This is a genomic window from Gemmatimonadota bacterium (genome assembly GCA_026706345.1).
Taxonomy (GTDB): Bacteria; JAAXHH01; JAAXHH01; order JAAXHH01; family JAAXHH01; genus JAAXHH01.
Genome location: JAPOYX010000079.1, coordinates 1 through 15548, shown reverse-complemented (window position 1 = coordinate 15548; position 15548 = coordinate 1). Strand labels below are relative to the sequence as shown.

Annotated in this window: 12 protein-coding genes; 11 read left to right on the top strand and 1 reads right to left on the bottom strand. The window is 63.0% G+C overall.

The features are described from left to right. The 6 genes from OXG98_06270 to OXG98_06245 all read left to right on the top strand — a co-directional run. Positions 1–1374, top strand: a 1374-nt coding sequence (locus tag OXG98_06270) for a hypothetical protein (GenBank protein MCY3771606.1), incomplete at its 5' end; no start/stop codon positions are given. A 5-nt stretch (positions 1375–1379) separates the two neighbouring features. Then, positions 1380–2273, top strand: coding sequence for a dihydrodipicolinate synthase family protein (locus OXG98_06265; protein ID MCY3771605.1), 894 nt, complete (start codon positions 1380–1382; stop codon positions 2271–2273). Between the two features lie 136 nt (positions 2274–2409). Continuing rightward, positions 2410–3954 (top strand): acyl-CoA carboxylase subunit beta, encoded by a 1545-nt coding sequence (locus tag OXG98_06260; GenBank protein MCY3771604.1) that lies wholly within the window; start codon positions 2410–2412, stop codon positions 3952–3954. Positions 3955–3962: 8 nt separating this feature from the next. Beyond that, positions 3963–5468 carry an acetyl-CoA carboxylase biotin carboxylase subunit gene (gene accC, locus OXG98_06255; protein MCY3771603.1) on the top strand — a complete coding sequence of 502 codons (1506 nt, stop codon included), beginning with the start codon at positions 3963–3965 and terminating at the stop codon, positions 5466–5468. Positions 5469–5513: 45 nt separating this feature from the next. Further along, positions 5514–6026 (top strand): acetyl-CoA carboxylase biotin carboxyl carrier protein subunit, encoded by a 513-nt coding sequence (locus OXG98_06250; protein ID MCY3771602.1) that lies wholly within the window; start codon positions 5514–5516, stop codon positions 6024–6026. A 92-nt stretch (positions 6027–6118) separates the two neighbouring features. Further along, entirely contained in the window at positions 6119–6982 is an 864-nt protein-coding gene (locus OXG98_06245; GenBank protein ID MCY3771601.1) for a TIM barrel protein, read from the top strand. 81 nt (positions 6983–7063) lie between these two features. Here OXG98_06245 and OXG98_06240 read toward each other — a convergent pair whose 3' ends face one another. Then, positions 7064–8797 carry a proline--tRNA ligase gene (locus OXG98_06240; protein MCY3771600.1) on the bottom strand — a complete coding sequence of 578 codons (1734 nt, stop codon included), beginning with the start codon at positions 8795–8797 and terminating at the stop codon, positions 7064–7066. 171 nt (positions 8798–8968) lie between these two features. Here OXG98_06240 and OXG98_06235 point away from each other — a divergent pair, with 171 nt between their 5' ends. From OXG98_06235 to OXG98_06215, 5 genes are read left to right on the top strand one after another with little or no spacing between them, the layout of a single operon-like run. Next, positions 8969–10849: a S9 family peptidase gene (locus tag OXG98_06235; GenBank protein MCY3771599.1), complete on the top strand. Its 1881-nt coding sequence runs from the start codon at positions 8969–8971 to the stop codon at positions 10847–10849. After that, positions 10849–11277: a secondary thiamine-phosphate synthase enzyme YjbQ gene (locus tag OXG98_06230; GenBank protein MCY3771598.1), complete on the top strand. Its 429-nt coding sequence runs from the start codon at positions 10849–10851 to the stop codon at positions 11275–11277. The genes OXG98_06235 and OXG98_06230 overlap by 1 nt, the downstream gene beginning before the upstream one ends. A gap of 10 nt (positions 11278–11287) precedes the next feature. Then, the gene (argS, locus tag OXG98_06225; GenBank protein ID MCY3771597.1) at positions 11288–13057 is read left to right on the top strand and encodes an arginine--tRNA ligase; all 1770 of its coding nucleotides are present in this window, start codon (positions 11288–11290) and stop codon (positions 13055–13057) included. Between the two features lie 37 nt (positions 13058–13094). After that, positions 13095–14411, top strand: coding sequence for a sulfatase (locus tag OXG98_06220; protein MCY3771596.1), 1317 nt, complete (start codon positions 13095–13097; stop codon positions 14409–14411). Positions 14412–14414: 3 nt separating this feature from the next. After that, on the top strand, positions 14415–15425 hold the full coding sequence (locus OXG98_06215) for a DUF5829 family protein (protein MCY3771595.1): 1011 nt from the start codon (positions 14415–14417) through the stop codon (positions 15423–15425). Positions 15426–15548 lie beyond the last annotated feature (123 nt).

The window sequence follows — 15548 nt, the reverse complement described above, 5'->3', positions numbered from 1 at the left end:
CCGGTTCGGGACCGACCTCGACGACCGCGACTTCACCCGTACCGGGCTGAGGCGGGTGCGGTGATGCCCTCGCGGGCCCTGCTTCGCTTCGTGTGGTTCGGCGTCTGCATGATCGGTGTCGCGATGCACACGGCCTCCTCTCGCGCCCAGGCCGGGATTACCGATATCGACCTGTCGGGCCGGCTTGCCGCGGAAAGCCGGTGGTTTCCCCAGTCCGCCCTTTTCCAGGGCCAGGGTTCCCACGCGAGTGGATTCGTAGCCGAACCCAACCTCTACCTGGAAGACGAAGCGGGCCGCATCCTCAATGTGACGCCCTATTTCCGCTATGACAGCGCGGATGACCGGCGATCTCATTTCGACCTGCGGGAAGCGTACATCCTGCTTTCCGGTGCCGCCGGCAACGGGGAATGGGAATTGCGCCTGGGGATCGACCGCGTATTCTGGGGCGTGGTGGAGTCCCGCCACCTGGTCGATATCGTCAACCAGATCGATCTGGTCGAACATCCCGACGAAAAGACCCGGATGGGGCAACCCATGGCCTACGTGACCTGGTCGTCGGACTGGGGCGTGGTGGAGCTGCTGGGCATGCCCTATCACCGGTTACGCACGTTTCCCGGCAGCGACGGACGGCTGCGCGCCTCGATCATCGTCGATAATGACCGGGTGGAATATGAGAGTTCATCCGGGAAATGGCACCCGGATTTCTCCGCCCGCTACAGCCATACCCTCGGCCTGCTGGACTTCGGCGCCAGCATCTTCGCCGGCACGGCCAGGGAGCCCGCCCTCGGCCTGTGCCTGGATTGCGGTGGTCCGCCTGGTTCGCCGGGGCCACCAGGACCGCCAGGGCTGCCCGGTCTGCCCGGTCCGCCCATGCTCTACCCGATTTACGACCAGATCCGCCAGTTCGGACTGGACGCGCAGTGGACTACCGGATCCCTCCTGCTTAAGCTGGAGGCAATCAGACGGTCCGGCGCGCGCAACCTGGCGGGCGAGGAAGAGGACTTCAATGCCTTCGTCCTGGGCGGCGAGTACTCGTTTTTTTCCTTGTTGGATTCGGACGCCGACCTTACCCTTTTCGTCGAATGGGACCGTGACGGCCGGGGCCGCCGCGCGACCAATTTCTATGAAAACGATCTCTTCGCCGCTCTGCGGCTCATGCTGAACGATGTCCAGGGCACGGAGATGACCGTGAGTGTGCTGTACGATCTCGACAAGAGTCAAAGTATCTACGGCCTTGAACTGGCGCGGCGACTGACCGATTCGTTCTCCCTGGACCTCGGAGCGGTCGCGATAACCAACATCGACCGCGACGACCTGTACTACGATCTCCGGCAGGACGGTTTCGTTCAACTGGGAATCAATTACCACTTCTGACTGCCATGACCAAACTGGTTCAAGGCATATGGCCGGCGCTCTGCACCCCTTTCGATGACTGGCTCGCCCTTTCGACCAACCAGGTAGCGCCGCTCGTAAGGCACCTGGTGGACGCCGGCAGCAACGGCTTCTTCGTCACCGGGGGCACGGGCGAGGGCCGGCAGATGTCGGTCGCGGAGCGGCGGCTGATGTGCGAGACCGTAACCCGCGACGTCGCGGGCCAGATTCCGGTAGTCTTTCACGTGGGCGGCACGACCACGGAGGACGCCGTGGTCCTCGCGTCGGAGGCCGGCTCACTGGGCGCGGACGCCGTGGCTTCCGTCGCCCCCGTGGACCAACCCAACGACCTGGCGGCTGCCGTGCGGCACTATGCCGCCATCGGAGGCGCTTCCGAGGTCCCGTTCTACGTATATTGGCTCGCGCGCGACGTCGACGGGCAGGTCACGCCCGGGCAGTTCCTGGAGGCCATGGACTCGGTGCCCAACTTCGCGGGCATCAAGTTCACGGACCCTAACTTCTTCGTCTTTCAGCAGCTTGTCGACCTTTCGAAGGGTAGACTGAATGCCATCACCGGGCCGGACGAGATGTGCGTGGCGGGATTCGTGATGGGCAGCGACGGGGCCATCGGTTCCACGTACAACATCATGCCTCGGATGTTCCTGCGCATGTACGACGCCTTTCGCGACGGACGCATACGGGAAGCCATGGAACTTCAGGTGCAGGCCAACCGGGTCATCGCGCTTTTGATGTCCGTGGGTGTACTGGCCGGGATCAAGGCGATGCTCGAATGGCGCGGAGTACCCGTGGGTCCGCCGCGCCCGCCGACCGCCCGGCTGACCGCGGAAGGAGAAGACCGGCTGCGGGACGGCCTGGAGGCGATGGATTTCGACGTGGTTTGACCGATGTCGGCCGGATGGTCGTTGACTCTGGCGAGAAACTTTTAATCCGTGCCGACTGACGCGCCGAAATCGAAGTCCGCCGGGAAAGCACCGTTTCAATAGTGCGGCCCCGGCAGGAGAACCGTATCCCATGTCCATGTCCGAAAAGATGAAACACCTGGACGCACTGCGGAAGAAGGCGGCCGAAGGCGGCGGGCAGCGCCGCGTCGCCCGTCAGCACGAGGCGGGGAAATGGACTGCCCGGGAACGAGTGGCCTTTCTCTTGGACGAAGGCAGCTTCGAGGAGATCGGCGCCTTCGTGACCCACGACTGTCAGGATTTCGGGATGGAAGGCACGGAAGTACTCGGCGACGGCGTGATCACGGGCTACGGCACCATCGACGGCCGCAGCGTATACGTCGTGTCGGAAGACTTCACCGTGTTCGGCGGCTCGCTGGGCCAGGCCTACGGGGAGAAGATCTGCAAGGTCATGGACCTGGCGATGAAGAACGGCGCGCCGGTCATCAGTCTCAAGGATTCCGGCGGCGCGCGCATACAGGAAGGGGTGGTCAGTCTCGCGGGCTACGCCGACATCTTCCTGCGCAACGTACTGGCTTCCGGCGTGATCCCGCAGATTTCGGTGATCATGGGGCCCTGCGCGGGCGGCGCGGTCTATTCACCGGCGATGACCGACTTCGTTTTCATGGTAGAAGACACCAGCTACATGTTCATCACCGGACCGGACGTCATCCGCGCGGTCACCCACGAAGAGGTGACTTTCGACGAACTGGGCGGCGCGCACGTGCACAATTCCGTGACGGGCGTAGCTCACTTTTCCGCGCCGGACGAACCCGCGTGTCTCGCCATGGTGAAAGAACTCCTGGCCTACCTGCCGTCGAACAACATGGAGGACGCGCTCCGGCTGGCCCCCACGGACGATCCCGATCGCATGGACGAGGAGCTCGCCCGTATCGTGCCGGATGACGCCAACAAGCCCTACGATATCAAGGAAGTGATCCACCGGGTGGTGGATAACGGCGGCTTCTTCGAAGTCCATGGCGAATTCGCCGACAACATCGTCGTGGGATTCGCCCGGTTCAACGGGCGGACCGCCGGCATCGTAGCCAATCAGCCGGCTTCGCTCGCCGGCGTGCTGGACATCGACGCGTCCGTGAAGGGCGCGCGGTTCGTGCGTTTCTGCGACGCCTTCAATATCCCCCTGGTGGTCTTCGAGGACGTGCCCGGGTTTCTGCCCGGCGTCAGCCAGGAGCACGGCGGCATTATCAAAGAAGGCGCCAAGCTGCTCTACGCGTTCTGTGAAAGCACGGTGCCCCGGCTGACCGTGGTCACGCGCAAAGCCTACGGCGGCGCCTACTGCGTGATGAACAGCAAGCAGATTCGTGCCGACATCAACTACGCCTGGCCGTCCGCGCAGTTCGCGGTCATGGGTCCGGAAGCCTCGGTGAACGTGCTTTACCGCCGGGAACTGGCCGAGGCGGACGATCCCGACGCCCTGCGCCAGGAACTGACCGCCGAGTTCAGGGAGAAGTTCGACAACCCCTACATCGCGGCGAAAATCGGGTATATCGATGAAGTGATCCAGCCCCAGGAGACCCGTCCACGTATTATTTCCGCGTTGGAGATGCTGAAGAACAAGCGAGACGCGAATCCTCCCAAGAAACACGGGAACATCCCGCTGTAAGAGGGTACATGATCCGAAAAATCCTGATCGCCAACCGCGGAGAGATCGCCGTCCGGGTGATCCGCACGTGCCGGGAAATGGGCATCGAATCGACGGCCGTCTTCTCCGAGGCGGACCGCACCGCCCTGCACGTCCAGTTCGCCGACGAGGCCTTCTGCATCGGCGACGCGCCTTCCTCGGACAGTTACCTCCGAGTGGACCGGATCATCGAGACGGCAAAGAAGGCCGGGGCCGACGCGGTTCATCCTGGATACGGGTTCCTTTCCGAAAACGGAGAGTTCGCCGATCGTTGCGCGGAGGCCGGGATCACGTTCATCGGCCCTTCCGGCGAGGCCATGCGGACCATGGGAAGCAAGACGGCGGCGCGAAAGACCATGCGCCGGGCCGGCGTGCCCGTCGTACCGGGGACCGAAGAAGGGATCGACAGCGACGAGGAAGCCCTCGGCGCGGCGGAATCCATCGGCTACCCGGTCCTCGTGAAGGCGGCCATGGGCGGCGGCGGCAAGGGCATGCGTGTCGTGGAATCCCCGGACGACCTGGCCGGCGCGCTCCGGACCGCGCGGTCGGAGGCGGAGTCCGCTTTCGGTGATGCCGCGGTCTACCTGGAGAAGTACCTGGTGGAACCCCGGCACGTGGAATTCCAGGTCCTCGCCGACCAGCACGGGCACGTGGTACATCTCGGCGAGCGGGAATGTTCAATCCAGCGCCGCCACCAGAAACTCATAGAAGAATCGCCCTCCTGCATACTCGACGATTCTTTGCGAAACGCTATGGGCGAATCGGCCGTCCGGGCCGCCGAGGCCGTACGGTACACCAACGCCGGTACCGTGGAATTCATCGTGGACCAGGACCGGCAGTTCCATTTCCTCGAGATGAACACCCGCCTGCAGGTCGAGCACCCGGTCACCGAGTTGAGAACGGGACAGGACCTGGTCAGGAGACAGATAGAGATCGCCGCCGGCATGCCCCTGCCCTTCAGTCAGGAAGACATCCGCCTGCTCGGCGCGGCCCTGGAATGCCGGATTTCCGCCGAAGATCCCAACGCGCAGTTCATGCCCTCGGTCGGCGTGGTTACGCGCCTGAGCGAGCCGGGCGGCCCCGGTGTCCGCCTGGACAGCGGCTTCTGCGCGGGCTACGAAGTTCCGATTTACTACGATCCCATGATCGCCAAGCTGATCGTATGGGCCGAGCAGCGGGAAGAAGCGATCGCCCGCATGAAAAGAGCCCTGGGTGAATACGATATCGGCGGTATAAAGACCACGATTCCATTTCACATCCGAGCCCTGTCGGACCCACGGTTCACTTCCGGCGACTATTCCACCTCTTTCGTCGAGACCATGGGGCCTGACGAAGATGCCGGGGCCGACGAGCGTCATATCGCCGCCGCCTTTGCCGCGATCATGAAACACCGGGAAGCGAGAAGGGCGATGCCCGCCGGGACCGATGGGGATGGATCCGGAGAGAGTCCGTGGAAACTTACCGGCCGGCGCGACGCCATGCGAAGAGAACGCTAAAGTTTCCGCGCGGCATGCCAGCCGACATATGAGACGGCGAAAGGGATGCAATTGAGCTATCTCGTCACGATCCAGGGGACGACGTACACGGTCAGTCTGGACGACCGGGAAGGACAGATCGTGCTTAGTGTCGATGGCAGGTCGCTGGAGATCGACATGGCCTCGATCCAGGGGGATCAGTTCTATTCCCTGCTCATCGATGGAAGGTCATATACGGCGGTCGCGGCGACCCAGGGCGAGCAACGGGAGGTCAAGGTCAATGGCGTCTCGTCCGCGGTAGCCGTGGAAGACGAGGAACTGGCCCGTCTGCGCAGCCAGGTCAAGCCACGGCGCCGCGTCGGCGGCGATCAGATCAAGGCGCCTATGCCGGGGCGCATCGTATCGGTATCGGCCGTGGTGGGTGACACGGTGGAAGCCGGCCAGGGCGTGGTCGTCATCGAAGCCATGAAGATGGAAAATGAACTACGCGCCCACGCGGGTGGCACGGTCAAGGAAATCCGGGTCGGCGAAGGGGATACGGTGGACAAGAATACCGTGCTGGTGGTCATCGGGGACTGAACAGGCGCCGGACGTCGGGACACGCTTCGCGTCCGGTGCGCGGAATGGCGCGGAACAGGCCGAATCCAGGTGGGTAAGGAAAGGGACGATGCATGCGACTTGGCGTTGTGGGTTTCGCCCCGGGAGATCCCCGGGCCGTCACGGCAGCGGTGCTGAAAAAGGCCCTGGACCTGGGCGTTACGTCCGTCTGTTATCACGGTCCCGGCGAGGTCCTGGACGCGTTGACGCCGGCGGACTTCAACCGCGTCAACGCGCTCTATGATGATCTGGACCTGGAACTGGCGCAGTTCGGCATAGGCTACCGCGAATGCCTGTTCGATCCGGACGGGTCGGTGCGCGACCGGGTCGTACGGACCATATGCCGCGGTATTGAAGCAGGCCGATCGCTCATGGCCCACAACGTATTGATCCGGACCGGCAGCCTGAACCCATCGGGGTCCTACGACCCCGCGCCTGAAAACCACGAGCCGGAACGTCTCGACGTGCTGATCGACACCCTGTCACGGGTCGCGGACAAGGCGGAAGAGGAGGGGATGACCGTCGTGGTCGAGACCCATGTGCTCACGATCATGGGGTCGCCTGAAATCAACCGCCAGGTTATCGACACGGTAGGTTCCGACCGCCTGCGCGTGGTCTTGGATTTCGTCAACCACTTCCAGTCCCTGACGCAGGTGTACAGCAGCACGGAACGCTTAAATCACCTATTCGACGTCATGGGGCCGATCTCGACGGTCTCCCACATCAAAGACATCAGCGTGGAACCCGGCTTCGTCCTCCACATGAACGAGGAAGTGCCCGGCGCCGGCGAACTCGACCTCGTCACGGCCGTACGGCGCTGGGAGGCGCTCCACCCCGGCGGTTACATGCTGGTCGAGCACCTGCCCGAGGAAAAGATCCCGACGGCCGTCGAGAATGTGCGACGTATCGCGACCGAGGCCGGGGTGGAGATCGTCTGACGATACCGCGCCGGCAGTAAGCGCACCGATCTCGGGAGCCCAGGAACTCGAAACCAAAGTAACTCATTAAAAAACAATCATTTACGTCCCGATTGACTCCATTACCGCTTCCGTCAGTCCATCCCCCAACGGTACGTCCTTCATCTGCCCGGTCCGCCGTATTTTGAGTTCCACTACGCCTTTTTCCACCCCGCGCCTGCCCACGGTCAGCCTCACCGGAATGCCCATGAGGTCCGCGTCGTTGAACTTTACCCCGGCGCGGTCGTCGCGGTCGTCGTAAAGCACTTCGAGTTCCGCCGAGACCAGGGTTTCGTAAACCGACTCCGCCGCGTCCGATACGCGGGGGTCGCCACCGGACAGGTCGATGACGACGACCTGGAAAGGCGCCACGGTCGCGGGCCAGCAGATACCGTTTTCGTCGTGGTGGCGCTCCACGATCGACGCCATGAGGCGGTCGATGCCGATCCCGTAGCAACCCATGACGATGGGGTGGGAGACATTCTCCCGGTCCAGGTAGCCCGCGTTCATGGCCGAGCTGTACTTGGTCCCCAGCTTGAAGATGTTTCCGACTTCGATCCCCTGGTCGGCCCGAAGGCCGCCGCCGCAGGCAGGGCAGGCGTCTCCGTCGCCGGCCGCTGCAATGTCCGCGACGATATCGGCTTCGTAGTCCCGTCCGTAATTCACATTGACCACGTGATAGTCGATCCGGTTGGCGCCCGCGACCAGGTTGAAGCAGGCCGGGATCAAATCGTCGACGATGAGCAGCGATCGGGATCGATCTATACCGAGCGGCGACCCGAAGCCGGGCTCGGCGCCGACGGCGCGTATCTCCTCCGGCGTGGCCGGCCGGAGCTGGAGCGCTCCGACGGCATTGGCCAGCTTGGTATCGCTGAGCTCCATGTCGCCCCTGAGCACGGCGAAAACGAAACGGTCCACCGCACCGCCCTGATCGTCCGCGACGGTGGCGACCATGAACATGGCCTTGGCGGTCTTCGCCGCCGGTATGTCCAGAAATCGGGCAAGCTCGTCAATGGTGGTGGTGCCCGGCGTATGTAATTCTTCGAGAGGCAGTCGATCTTCCGCAGACGGAGTTTCCTTCCCCAGGAGGGCCACCTGCCTGTTGGCCCGGTAACCGCAGGAGCAGCAGGACAGAATCGTATCCTCGCCGGACGGCGCCGGTTCGATGAACTCATGGGCGTCCGATCCGCCCATCATCCCCGGGTCGCTGCGCACCGCCACAGCGGCGAGTCCGCAGCGGCGAAATATGTTGGTGTAAGCCTGAAAGACTTTCTCGTACCAGTCATCGAGATCTCCGGCATCTACGTGGAAAGAGTAGCCGTCCTTCATCGTGAACTCGCGCATGCGGATCAGACCGCCCCGTGGCCGCGGTTCATCTCTGAATTTCGTCTGTACCTGATACAGCAGGCACGGCATTTGCCGATAGCTTCTGATCAGGTCGCGGACAAGCGACGCCACCACCTCTTCGTGGGTCATGGCCAGGCACAGATCGCGGCCGTTCCGGTCCTTCAGCCGGGCCATATCGCTCCCGATCTGCCGCCAGCGGCCGCTCTCCCGCCATAGATCCGCCGGCTGCACCACCGGCAGCACCACTTCCTGGCCGCCTACGGCGTCCATCTCTTCGCGGACGATGTCTTCGATGCGTCGTTTAACCCGCTGGCCGAGGGGCAGGTAGGCAAAAATGCCGGAAGCCACCTGCCGGACGAGACCTGCGCGAAGGAGAAGCTGGTGGCTGGGGATTTCCGCGTCGCCCTGTGTCTCGCGCAACGTTTGAAAAAAGAACTGTGACAGACGCATGAACAGGACCGTAACCAGTACCCGGCCCAGCCGGGCGGTGATGATTCGGACATGACTGCAGGACGATGCATAAACGGTTGCTTACGAACCGCCTGCGGGTATATTCAAGAAAAGATTTAAGCGTGGTGATTTCAAGCGGTAAACAAGGAACCTGGTGATAAGGACAACCCCGTGACGACCGGTCAGGCGGCGGACCGCATACCCGTGGCGTATGGTTACTGGAAGAGCGCTATTACGGCGAAGACCATGGGTGCCAGAACGCCGCTCTATGATGTGCAGTGGATCGGCGACGGCACTGGCCTGGTCTGGCTGGAACAGCGTTCGGATACCGGGGTGCTCGTCTGCCGCAGGGGTAACGAGGCGCCATACGACCTGACGGACGGCCATCCGGTCCGTGGCGGCGTCGGATACGGCGGCGGTGATTTCACCGTAACCGACGACTTCGTCGTATTCGCCGAAAAGGACGGCAGGCTGTACCGACAGTCCCTGTCCCCGGGACCGGCCAGGTCGATCACGCCGGCCTTCGGCGCGGCCGCGTCTCCGGCCGTGTCGCGGGCCGGAAAGTGGGTGATCTACGTCCATACATGCGAATCCGTGGATGTCATCGCGCTGGTAGACAGCGAAGGCAGCGGCTGGCCCGTCAACCTGGTCCGCGGCGCCGGTTTCTACATGCAGCCGGCCTGGCACCCGGACGACGAACGGATCGCGTGGATCGAATGGGACCAGCCGCAGATGCCCTGGGACGGCACGCGACTGAAGACCGGCCGGATCGATACCGATCGCCGTGCCCTGGCAGACGAACAACTGATCGAAGGAGACGCGGATACGCCGGTATTTCAACCCGCCTTTTCCCCCGACGGCAGGTGGCTGTCCTATATCGTAACGGATGGGGAGTGGGACAGCCTGGTCGTTCTGGAACTTGACACGGGGAAGCGGCGCGTCCTGGCCGAGGGAACCACCCTGGCCGATCCCGCCTGGGTGCAGGGCGTGCGGATTTACGGGTGGGGGCCGGAAAGCGATACCCTGTTCTACCGCGGTAACGAACGCGGTTTTGCATCGTTGTGGAAAGTCTCCCTGGCATCCGCCCGGAAGTTGAAACTGGAAACGCCCCAGTACACCTGGATGATGCAGATCGCCGTCTCGCCATCCCGGCATACCGTGGCGTGTATAGCGTCTTCGTCTACCGTACCCGAGCGCGTGGTCACGCTGGATGAAGACACTCATACCGTGCATCGCCGCAGCCAGTCGGAGATGATCCCCAAAGCGGACCTGTCCAGTCCCGAATCAATCACCTGGACGAACCCGGGTGGGGGAGAAGTTCACGGGCTCTACTATCCACCCGTCAGCAGCCGGTTCACCGGCACGGGCAAACCGCCGGTCATCGTCAGCATCCACGGCGGGCCGACCGGGCAGCACAGATCGGACTATTCCGCCGAGATCCCCTTCTTCACCAACCGGGGTTATGCCTGCCTGTACGTGAATTACCGGGGAAGTACGGGTTATGGACGCGCTTACATGACCGCGCTGCGTGAACACTGGGGCGAGTATGACACGGAAGATGCCGTCAGCGGCGCCCATGCCCTCGTCGAACGGGATCTCGCCGATCCGGACCGCATCGTCATAAAAGGCGGCAGCGCGGGAGGATTTACCGTGCTTAACGCCCTCATCCATCATCCCGGAGTGTTTCGCGCCGGCCTGTGCCTCTATGGCGTGACGAATCTCTTCGGCCTGGCCACCGACACCCACAAGTTCGAGGCGAAGTACCTGGACCTGATGGTCGGGACCTTGCCCGAACACAGTGCCCGGTACCAGGCCTGGTCGCCGCTCTTCCACGCGGACCGGATCCGCGACCCGGTCGCCATTTTCCAGGGCAGCGAGGACAAGGTGGTACCGCAGGACCAGGCCGAGTCCATCGTCGAGGTCCTCAGGCGGAACAAGGTGCCCCACATCTACCGGTTGTACGAAGGGGAGGGCCACGGTTGGCGCAAAGTGGAGACGATTGTCGCCTTCTACGACGACGTAGACCGATTCCTGAGGCGGTACGTACTCTGATGCAGTGGATTCAGAAGCAGATCACCCTTTCTCCCAGGTCCCGGGGCTTCCACCTGGTGACGAATGAAATCACGAACCAGGTCCCCGAACTTGCGGATATCAATGTCGGCATCGCCCATGTCTTCATCTGCCATACCTCCGCTTCCCTCACGATCAATGAGAACGCGGCACCGGACGTCCGAGGCGACTTCGAGCGCCACATGAACGTCCTCGTTCCCGAGAACCAGCCGCATTACCGGCATGACGAGGAGGGACCGGACGACATGCCGGCGCACATCAAGGCGTCGATGATGGGCAACAGCGTGTCCATACCCATCACCGCCGGCCGGCTCAACCTGGGGATCTGGCAAGGCATCTATCTCTGCGAACACCGGGAACGCGGCGGCGCGCGGCGGCTGGTGGTCACCATCTTCGGCAATCCAGCCTGAAGGGAGTTTCGTGGGAACCCTGGCGGACAAACTGACGGTCGTGTTTTCGGACGCCTTTGCATCGGCCGGTTATGATCCAGGCTACGGCGAAGTGCGCGTATCCGACCGGCCGGACCTGTGCCAGTTTCAGTGCAACGGGGCGCTTGCGGCGGCCAGACAGTACCGGGGCAATCCGCGGCAAATCGCACAGAACGTGGTCGATTCCATCTCGGCGGCCGACGTTTTCGATGATCTGTCCCTCGCCGGACCGGGATTCATCAATATCGTGCTGAAGGACGAATTTGTCGCTGCCCATATCCAGGAAGTGTACGAGGACGAAAGGCTGGGTTGCAAAACCGTCACGGCTCCCGGGAGGATCCTCGTCGATTACGGAGGGCCCAATGTGGCCAAACCGCTCCACGTCGGCCATCTCCGGGCCGCCATCATCGGCGAGAGCATCGTGCGGATCTGCCGCTTCGTGGGCCACGAAGTGATCGGCGACGTGCACCTGGGCGACTGGGGCCTGCAGATGGGACTCATCATCGAGGGCCTCCGGGACCGCCGGCCCGATCTCCCCTATTTCGATGCCGGATGTTCTGGCCCATATCCGGAAGCGTCCCCCGTGACCATCGGTGACCTGGAGGAGTTGTATCCGCAGGCCAGCGAAAGAGAAAAAATCGATTCGGAATTCGCCGAGGCCGCGCGGCAGGTCACGGTGGACCTCCAGGCCGGACGCCCGGGTTACCAGGCGTTGTGGCAACATTTCCGTGATGTGTCCGTCGACGACCTCCGGCAGAGCTACGAGCTGTTGAATATCCGTTTCGACCTGTGGCTCGGAGAGAGCGATACCCAGGACCGCGTTCACGGTCTGATAGCGCGCCTTAAGGCGGAAGGATACGCGAGGGAAAGCCGGGGCGCCCTGGTCGTGGAAGTCGACGACCCGGAAGACAAAGAATCGATCCCTCCGCTGATGCTGGAGAAAACCGATGGCGCGGTGCTGTACGGCACGACCGACCTGGCGACCATCGACCAGCGCGTGGAGCAATTCCGGCCGGACTACATACTCTACGTGGTCGACAACCGGCAGCAGCAGCACTTCAGGCAGGTTTTCAAGGCTTCCTACAAGACGGGCGTGGCGCCGGAATCGACACGGCTGGAGCACAACGGCTTCGGGACCATGAACGGGAAGGACGGGAAGCCCTTCAAGACCCGTGAAGGCGGGGTCATGAAGCTGAAGGACCTGATCGAGCTGGTGACCGATCACGCCCGGGCACGGATCGAAACCATTGATTCGGTCCGGGATTACGACGATGACGAGAAGGGGCACATCGCCCGTATCGTGGGCGTGGCCGCCCTGAAATACGCCGACCTGATGAACCACCGCACCAAGGATTACGTCTTCGACCTGGACCGCTTTTCGTCCTTCGAGGGCCGCACGGGTCCCTACATACTCTATGCCGCCGTGCGGATCAAGTCGGTGCTGCGCCGGGCCGGCGAACGTGGTCTTCAGCCGGGCAGGATCATGGCGCCCCAGAGCGAATCGGAACGCGACCTGGACCTCAAGCTGTCCGAGTTGCCGTCGGTGGTCGGCCTGGCTTTCGAAACCCGGGCGCCGAATCACCTGTGCGAATACGCCTTCCAGCTAGCCACTGCCTACAACCGGTTCTACCACACCCACCACATCCTGAACGAAGAAGACGTGGGCCGCCGGGCCTCCTGGCTCGCCGTATCCGGGGTTACCCTGCGGGTGCTGGAAAGGGTGCTGGACCTGCTCGGCATCGAGGTGCCGAAACGCATGTAGAACATGTAGCAAACCGTACGCAACGTAGCCTCAGTCCATGAATATCGTATACATCCATTCCCACGATACCGGCCGGTACATACAGCCTTACGGCCACGCCATTCCGACGCCCGCCCTGCAGAAACTCGCGGAAGAGGGGGTCCTGTTCAGGTCGGCCTTCTGCGCGAACCCGACGTGCTCTCCGAGCCGGGCGGCCCTGCTCACCGGGCAGTGGGCCCACAGTTGCGGCATGTTCGGACTGGTCAACCGGGGATGGTCGATCCACCATCCCGATCGGCTCATCATGCACACCCTGAGAAGGGCGGGATACGACACGGTGATGGCCGGATTCCAGCACGTCGTGAAGAACCTGGACGACGCGGGCTGGTCCCGCATACTGCCGCGGGAGGCCAGAGACGACAAGGCGCCCGCCGAGGAACTCGCAGAGTCCTTTCTGTCGGAATCCCATGACCGCCCGTTCTTCCTGGACGTGGGCTTCGGAGAAACCCATCGCAGGGGAGCGGGCTTCTCGCCGCAGCCCGAAGGGGAAGCGCCGACCGATCCCCGTTTCGTGCACCCGCCGGCGCCTTTCCCGGACACCCCCGATCTACGGCGGGACATGGGCCTCTTCATCGATGCCGCCCGTACCCTCGACCGAAAGATGGGGCGCGTGCTGGAGGCGATCGACCGGTACGGGCGGCGGGATAATACTCTGGTCGTCTGTACCACCGATCATGGTATCGCCTTCCCCATGATGAAGTGTCATCTCACCGACCACGGTATGGGCGTCATGCTCATCATGCGCGGACCCGCGGGATACAGCGGCGGCAAGGTCGTCAATGGCATGGTGAGCCAAATCGACGTTTTCCCGACATTGTGCGATCTGGCCGGAATCGAACGGCCGCACTGGCTGCAGGGCGTTTCACTGGATCCCCTGGTACAGGGTGAATCCACGGAAATCCGGGAAGAAGTCTTTGCCGAGGTGAACTACCACGCGGCCTACGAGCCCCAGCGGGCCGTGCGGACCCACCGCTGGAAGTACATCCGGCGATACGGCGGCCGCGAGCTTCCCGTCATGACGAACTGCGACGCATCGATCACGAAGTCGACCCTGATCGAGCAGGGCTGGCGCGACAGAGTTGTCCCGCGCGAACGGCTCTATGACACCGTTTTCGATCCGACCGAAACCAACAACCTGGCCGACCGGCCCGAATCCGCGGGCGTGTTACGTGACATGCGCGCCCGTTTGGACCGCTGGATGGCGTCCACGGGCGATCCCCTGGTCGATCACGAGGTCGTGCCTCCGGATGCCGGGGGCATGTTGAACAGCCCCGCGGATCTTTCGGCAGCCGATGATCCCCAGTATCCCGTCTGAACCATGCGACCTGTCTATCTGAACCACTTGCTCATCTTTCTGGACACGGACACTTACCATTCCATCGGCGCGTCCGGGTTTCTGAACGAACACTTCGCCTGTTCCGAAGAGCGGACGACCCACGACCAGGCCACGGGCATGTCCTGGACCGGCCGGTACTACTACGGCCGCGATACCTATTTCGAGTTCATGAATCCGGACAGGACCTCATGGGCACCCCGCGATGCCCTCGCTTTCGGCATAGAGCAGGAGGGCGGATCAGAGGAACTCGCCGGCCGCCTGGAAAGGGAATTGACACGGGATATCACGCTGTTCAAGCGGAAGAGAAGGTTCCGGGGCCAGGACGTCCCCTGGTTCTGGACGGTCGATATACCCCGGAAAGACGGTGCCCGGTTGATCTCCTGGGTGATGGAATACGATCCCGTGTTCCTGAACCGCTGGACGCCGGACCTTCCCCCGGAAAAGCCTGATGCGGGTACGGCCGGCATCGCCAGAAGCGGGTTCCTGACCCGTTACCGTTCCGCCATCGGCGACGAATTGCCCAACCGGCTCTTTCGGGATATCACCTCGGTCACCGTGACCCTGCCACCCGATGAGGCGGACTTGCTCGAGGCTGAGTTGGGGGTGTATGGATATGTTGCAACGAAGTTGGACAGCCCCGTAGAACGGAGTGTGGACGATGCCACGGTATTGGGGCAGGGGATAACGTCCGGAATGGCTGCGGATCGATCGGAGTCCGCACCCTCAGCCACCAAACAACGCGTAAACTTCCGCGGACCGGACATCGATATTCTGGTGGAATGGTCAGCCCGGATCGGCCCTACCGGTGCAGGCGCCGACCGTACCAAGCCCGCGGCAACCGGGTCCTTTGGCGACGGTTTCGGCATCAGCGCCTTTGCCATGAAAACGCAACCGGTCTCCGTCACCACAACCCACACCTTCGGCCCCGCCTGCCGCCTCACCGTAGACAGGACGGGTAAGGCAACCTGGTCGTTCAGGCCGAACGCGGGGTGAGGCCAGACGGCACCCGACCGGATGACACCGACGCTGCCGATGACGACGACGCGGCCGATGACGGCGACGCGGCCCGGTGACGGCGACCGGCCGTCACCATGCGATTACGTATGAGATGCCGGT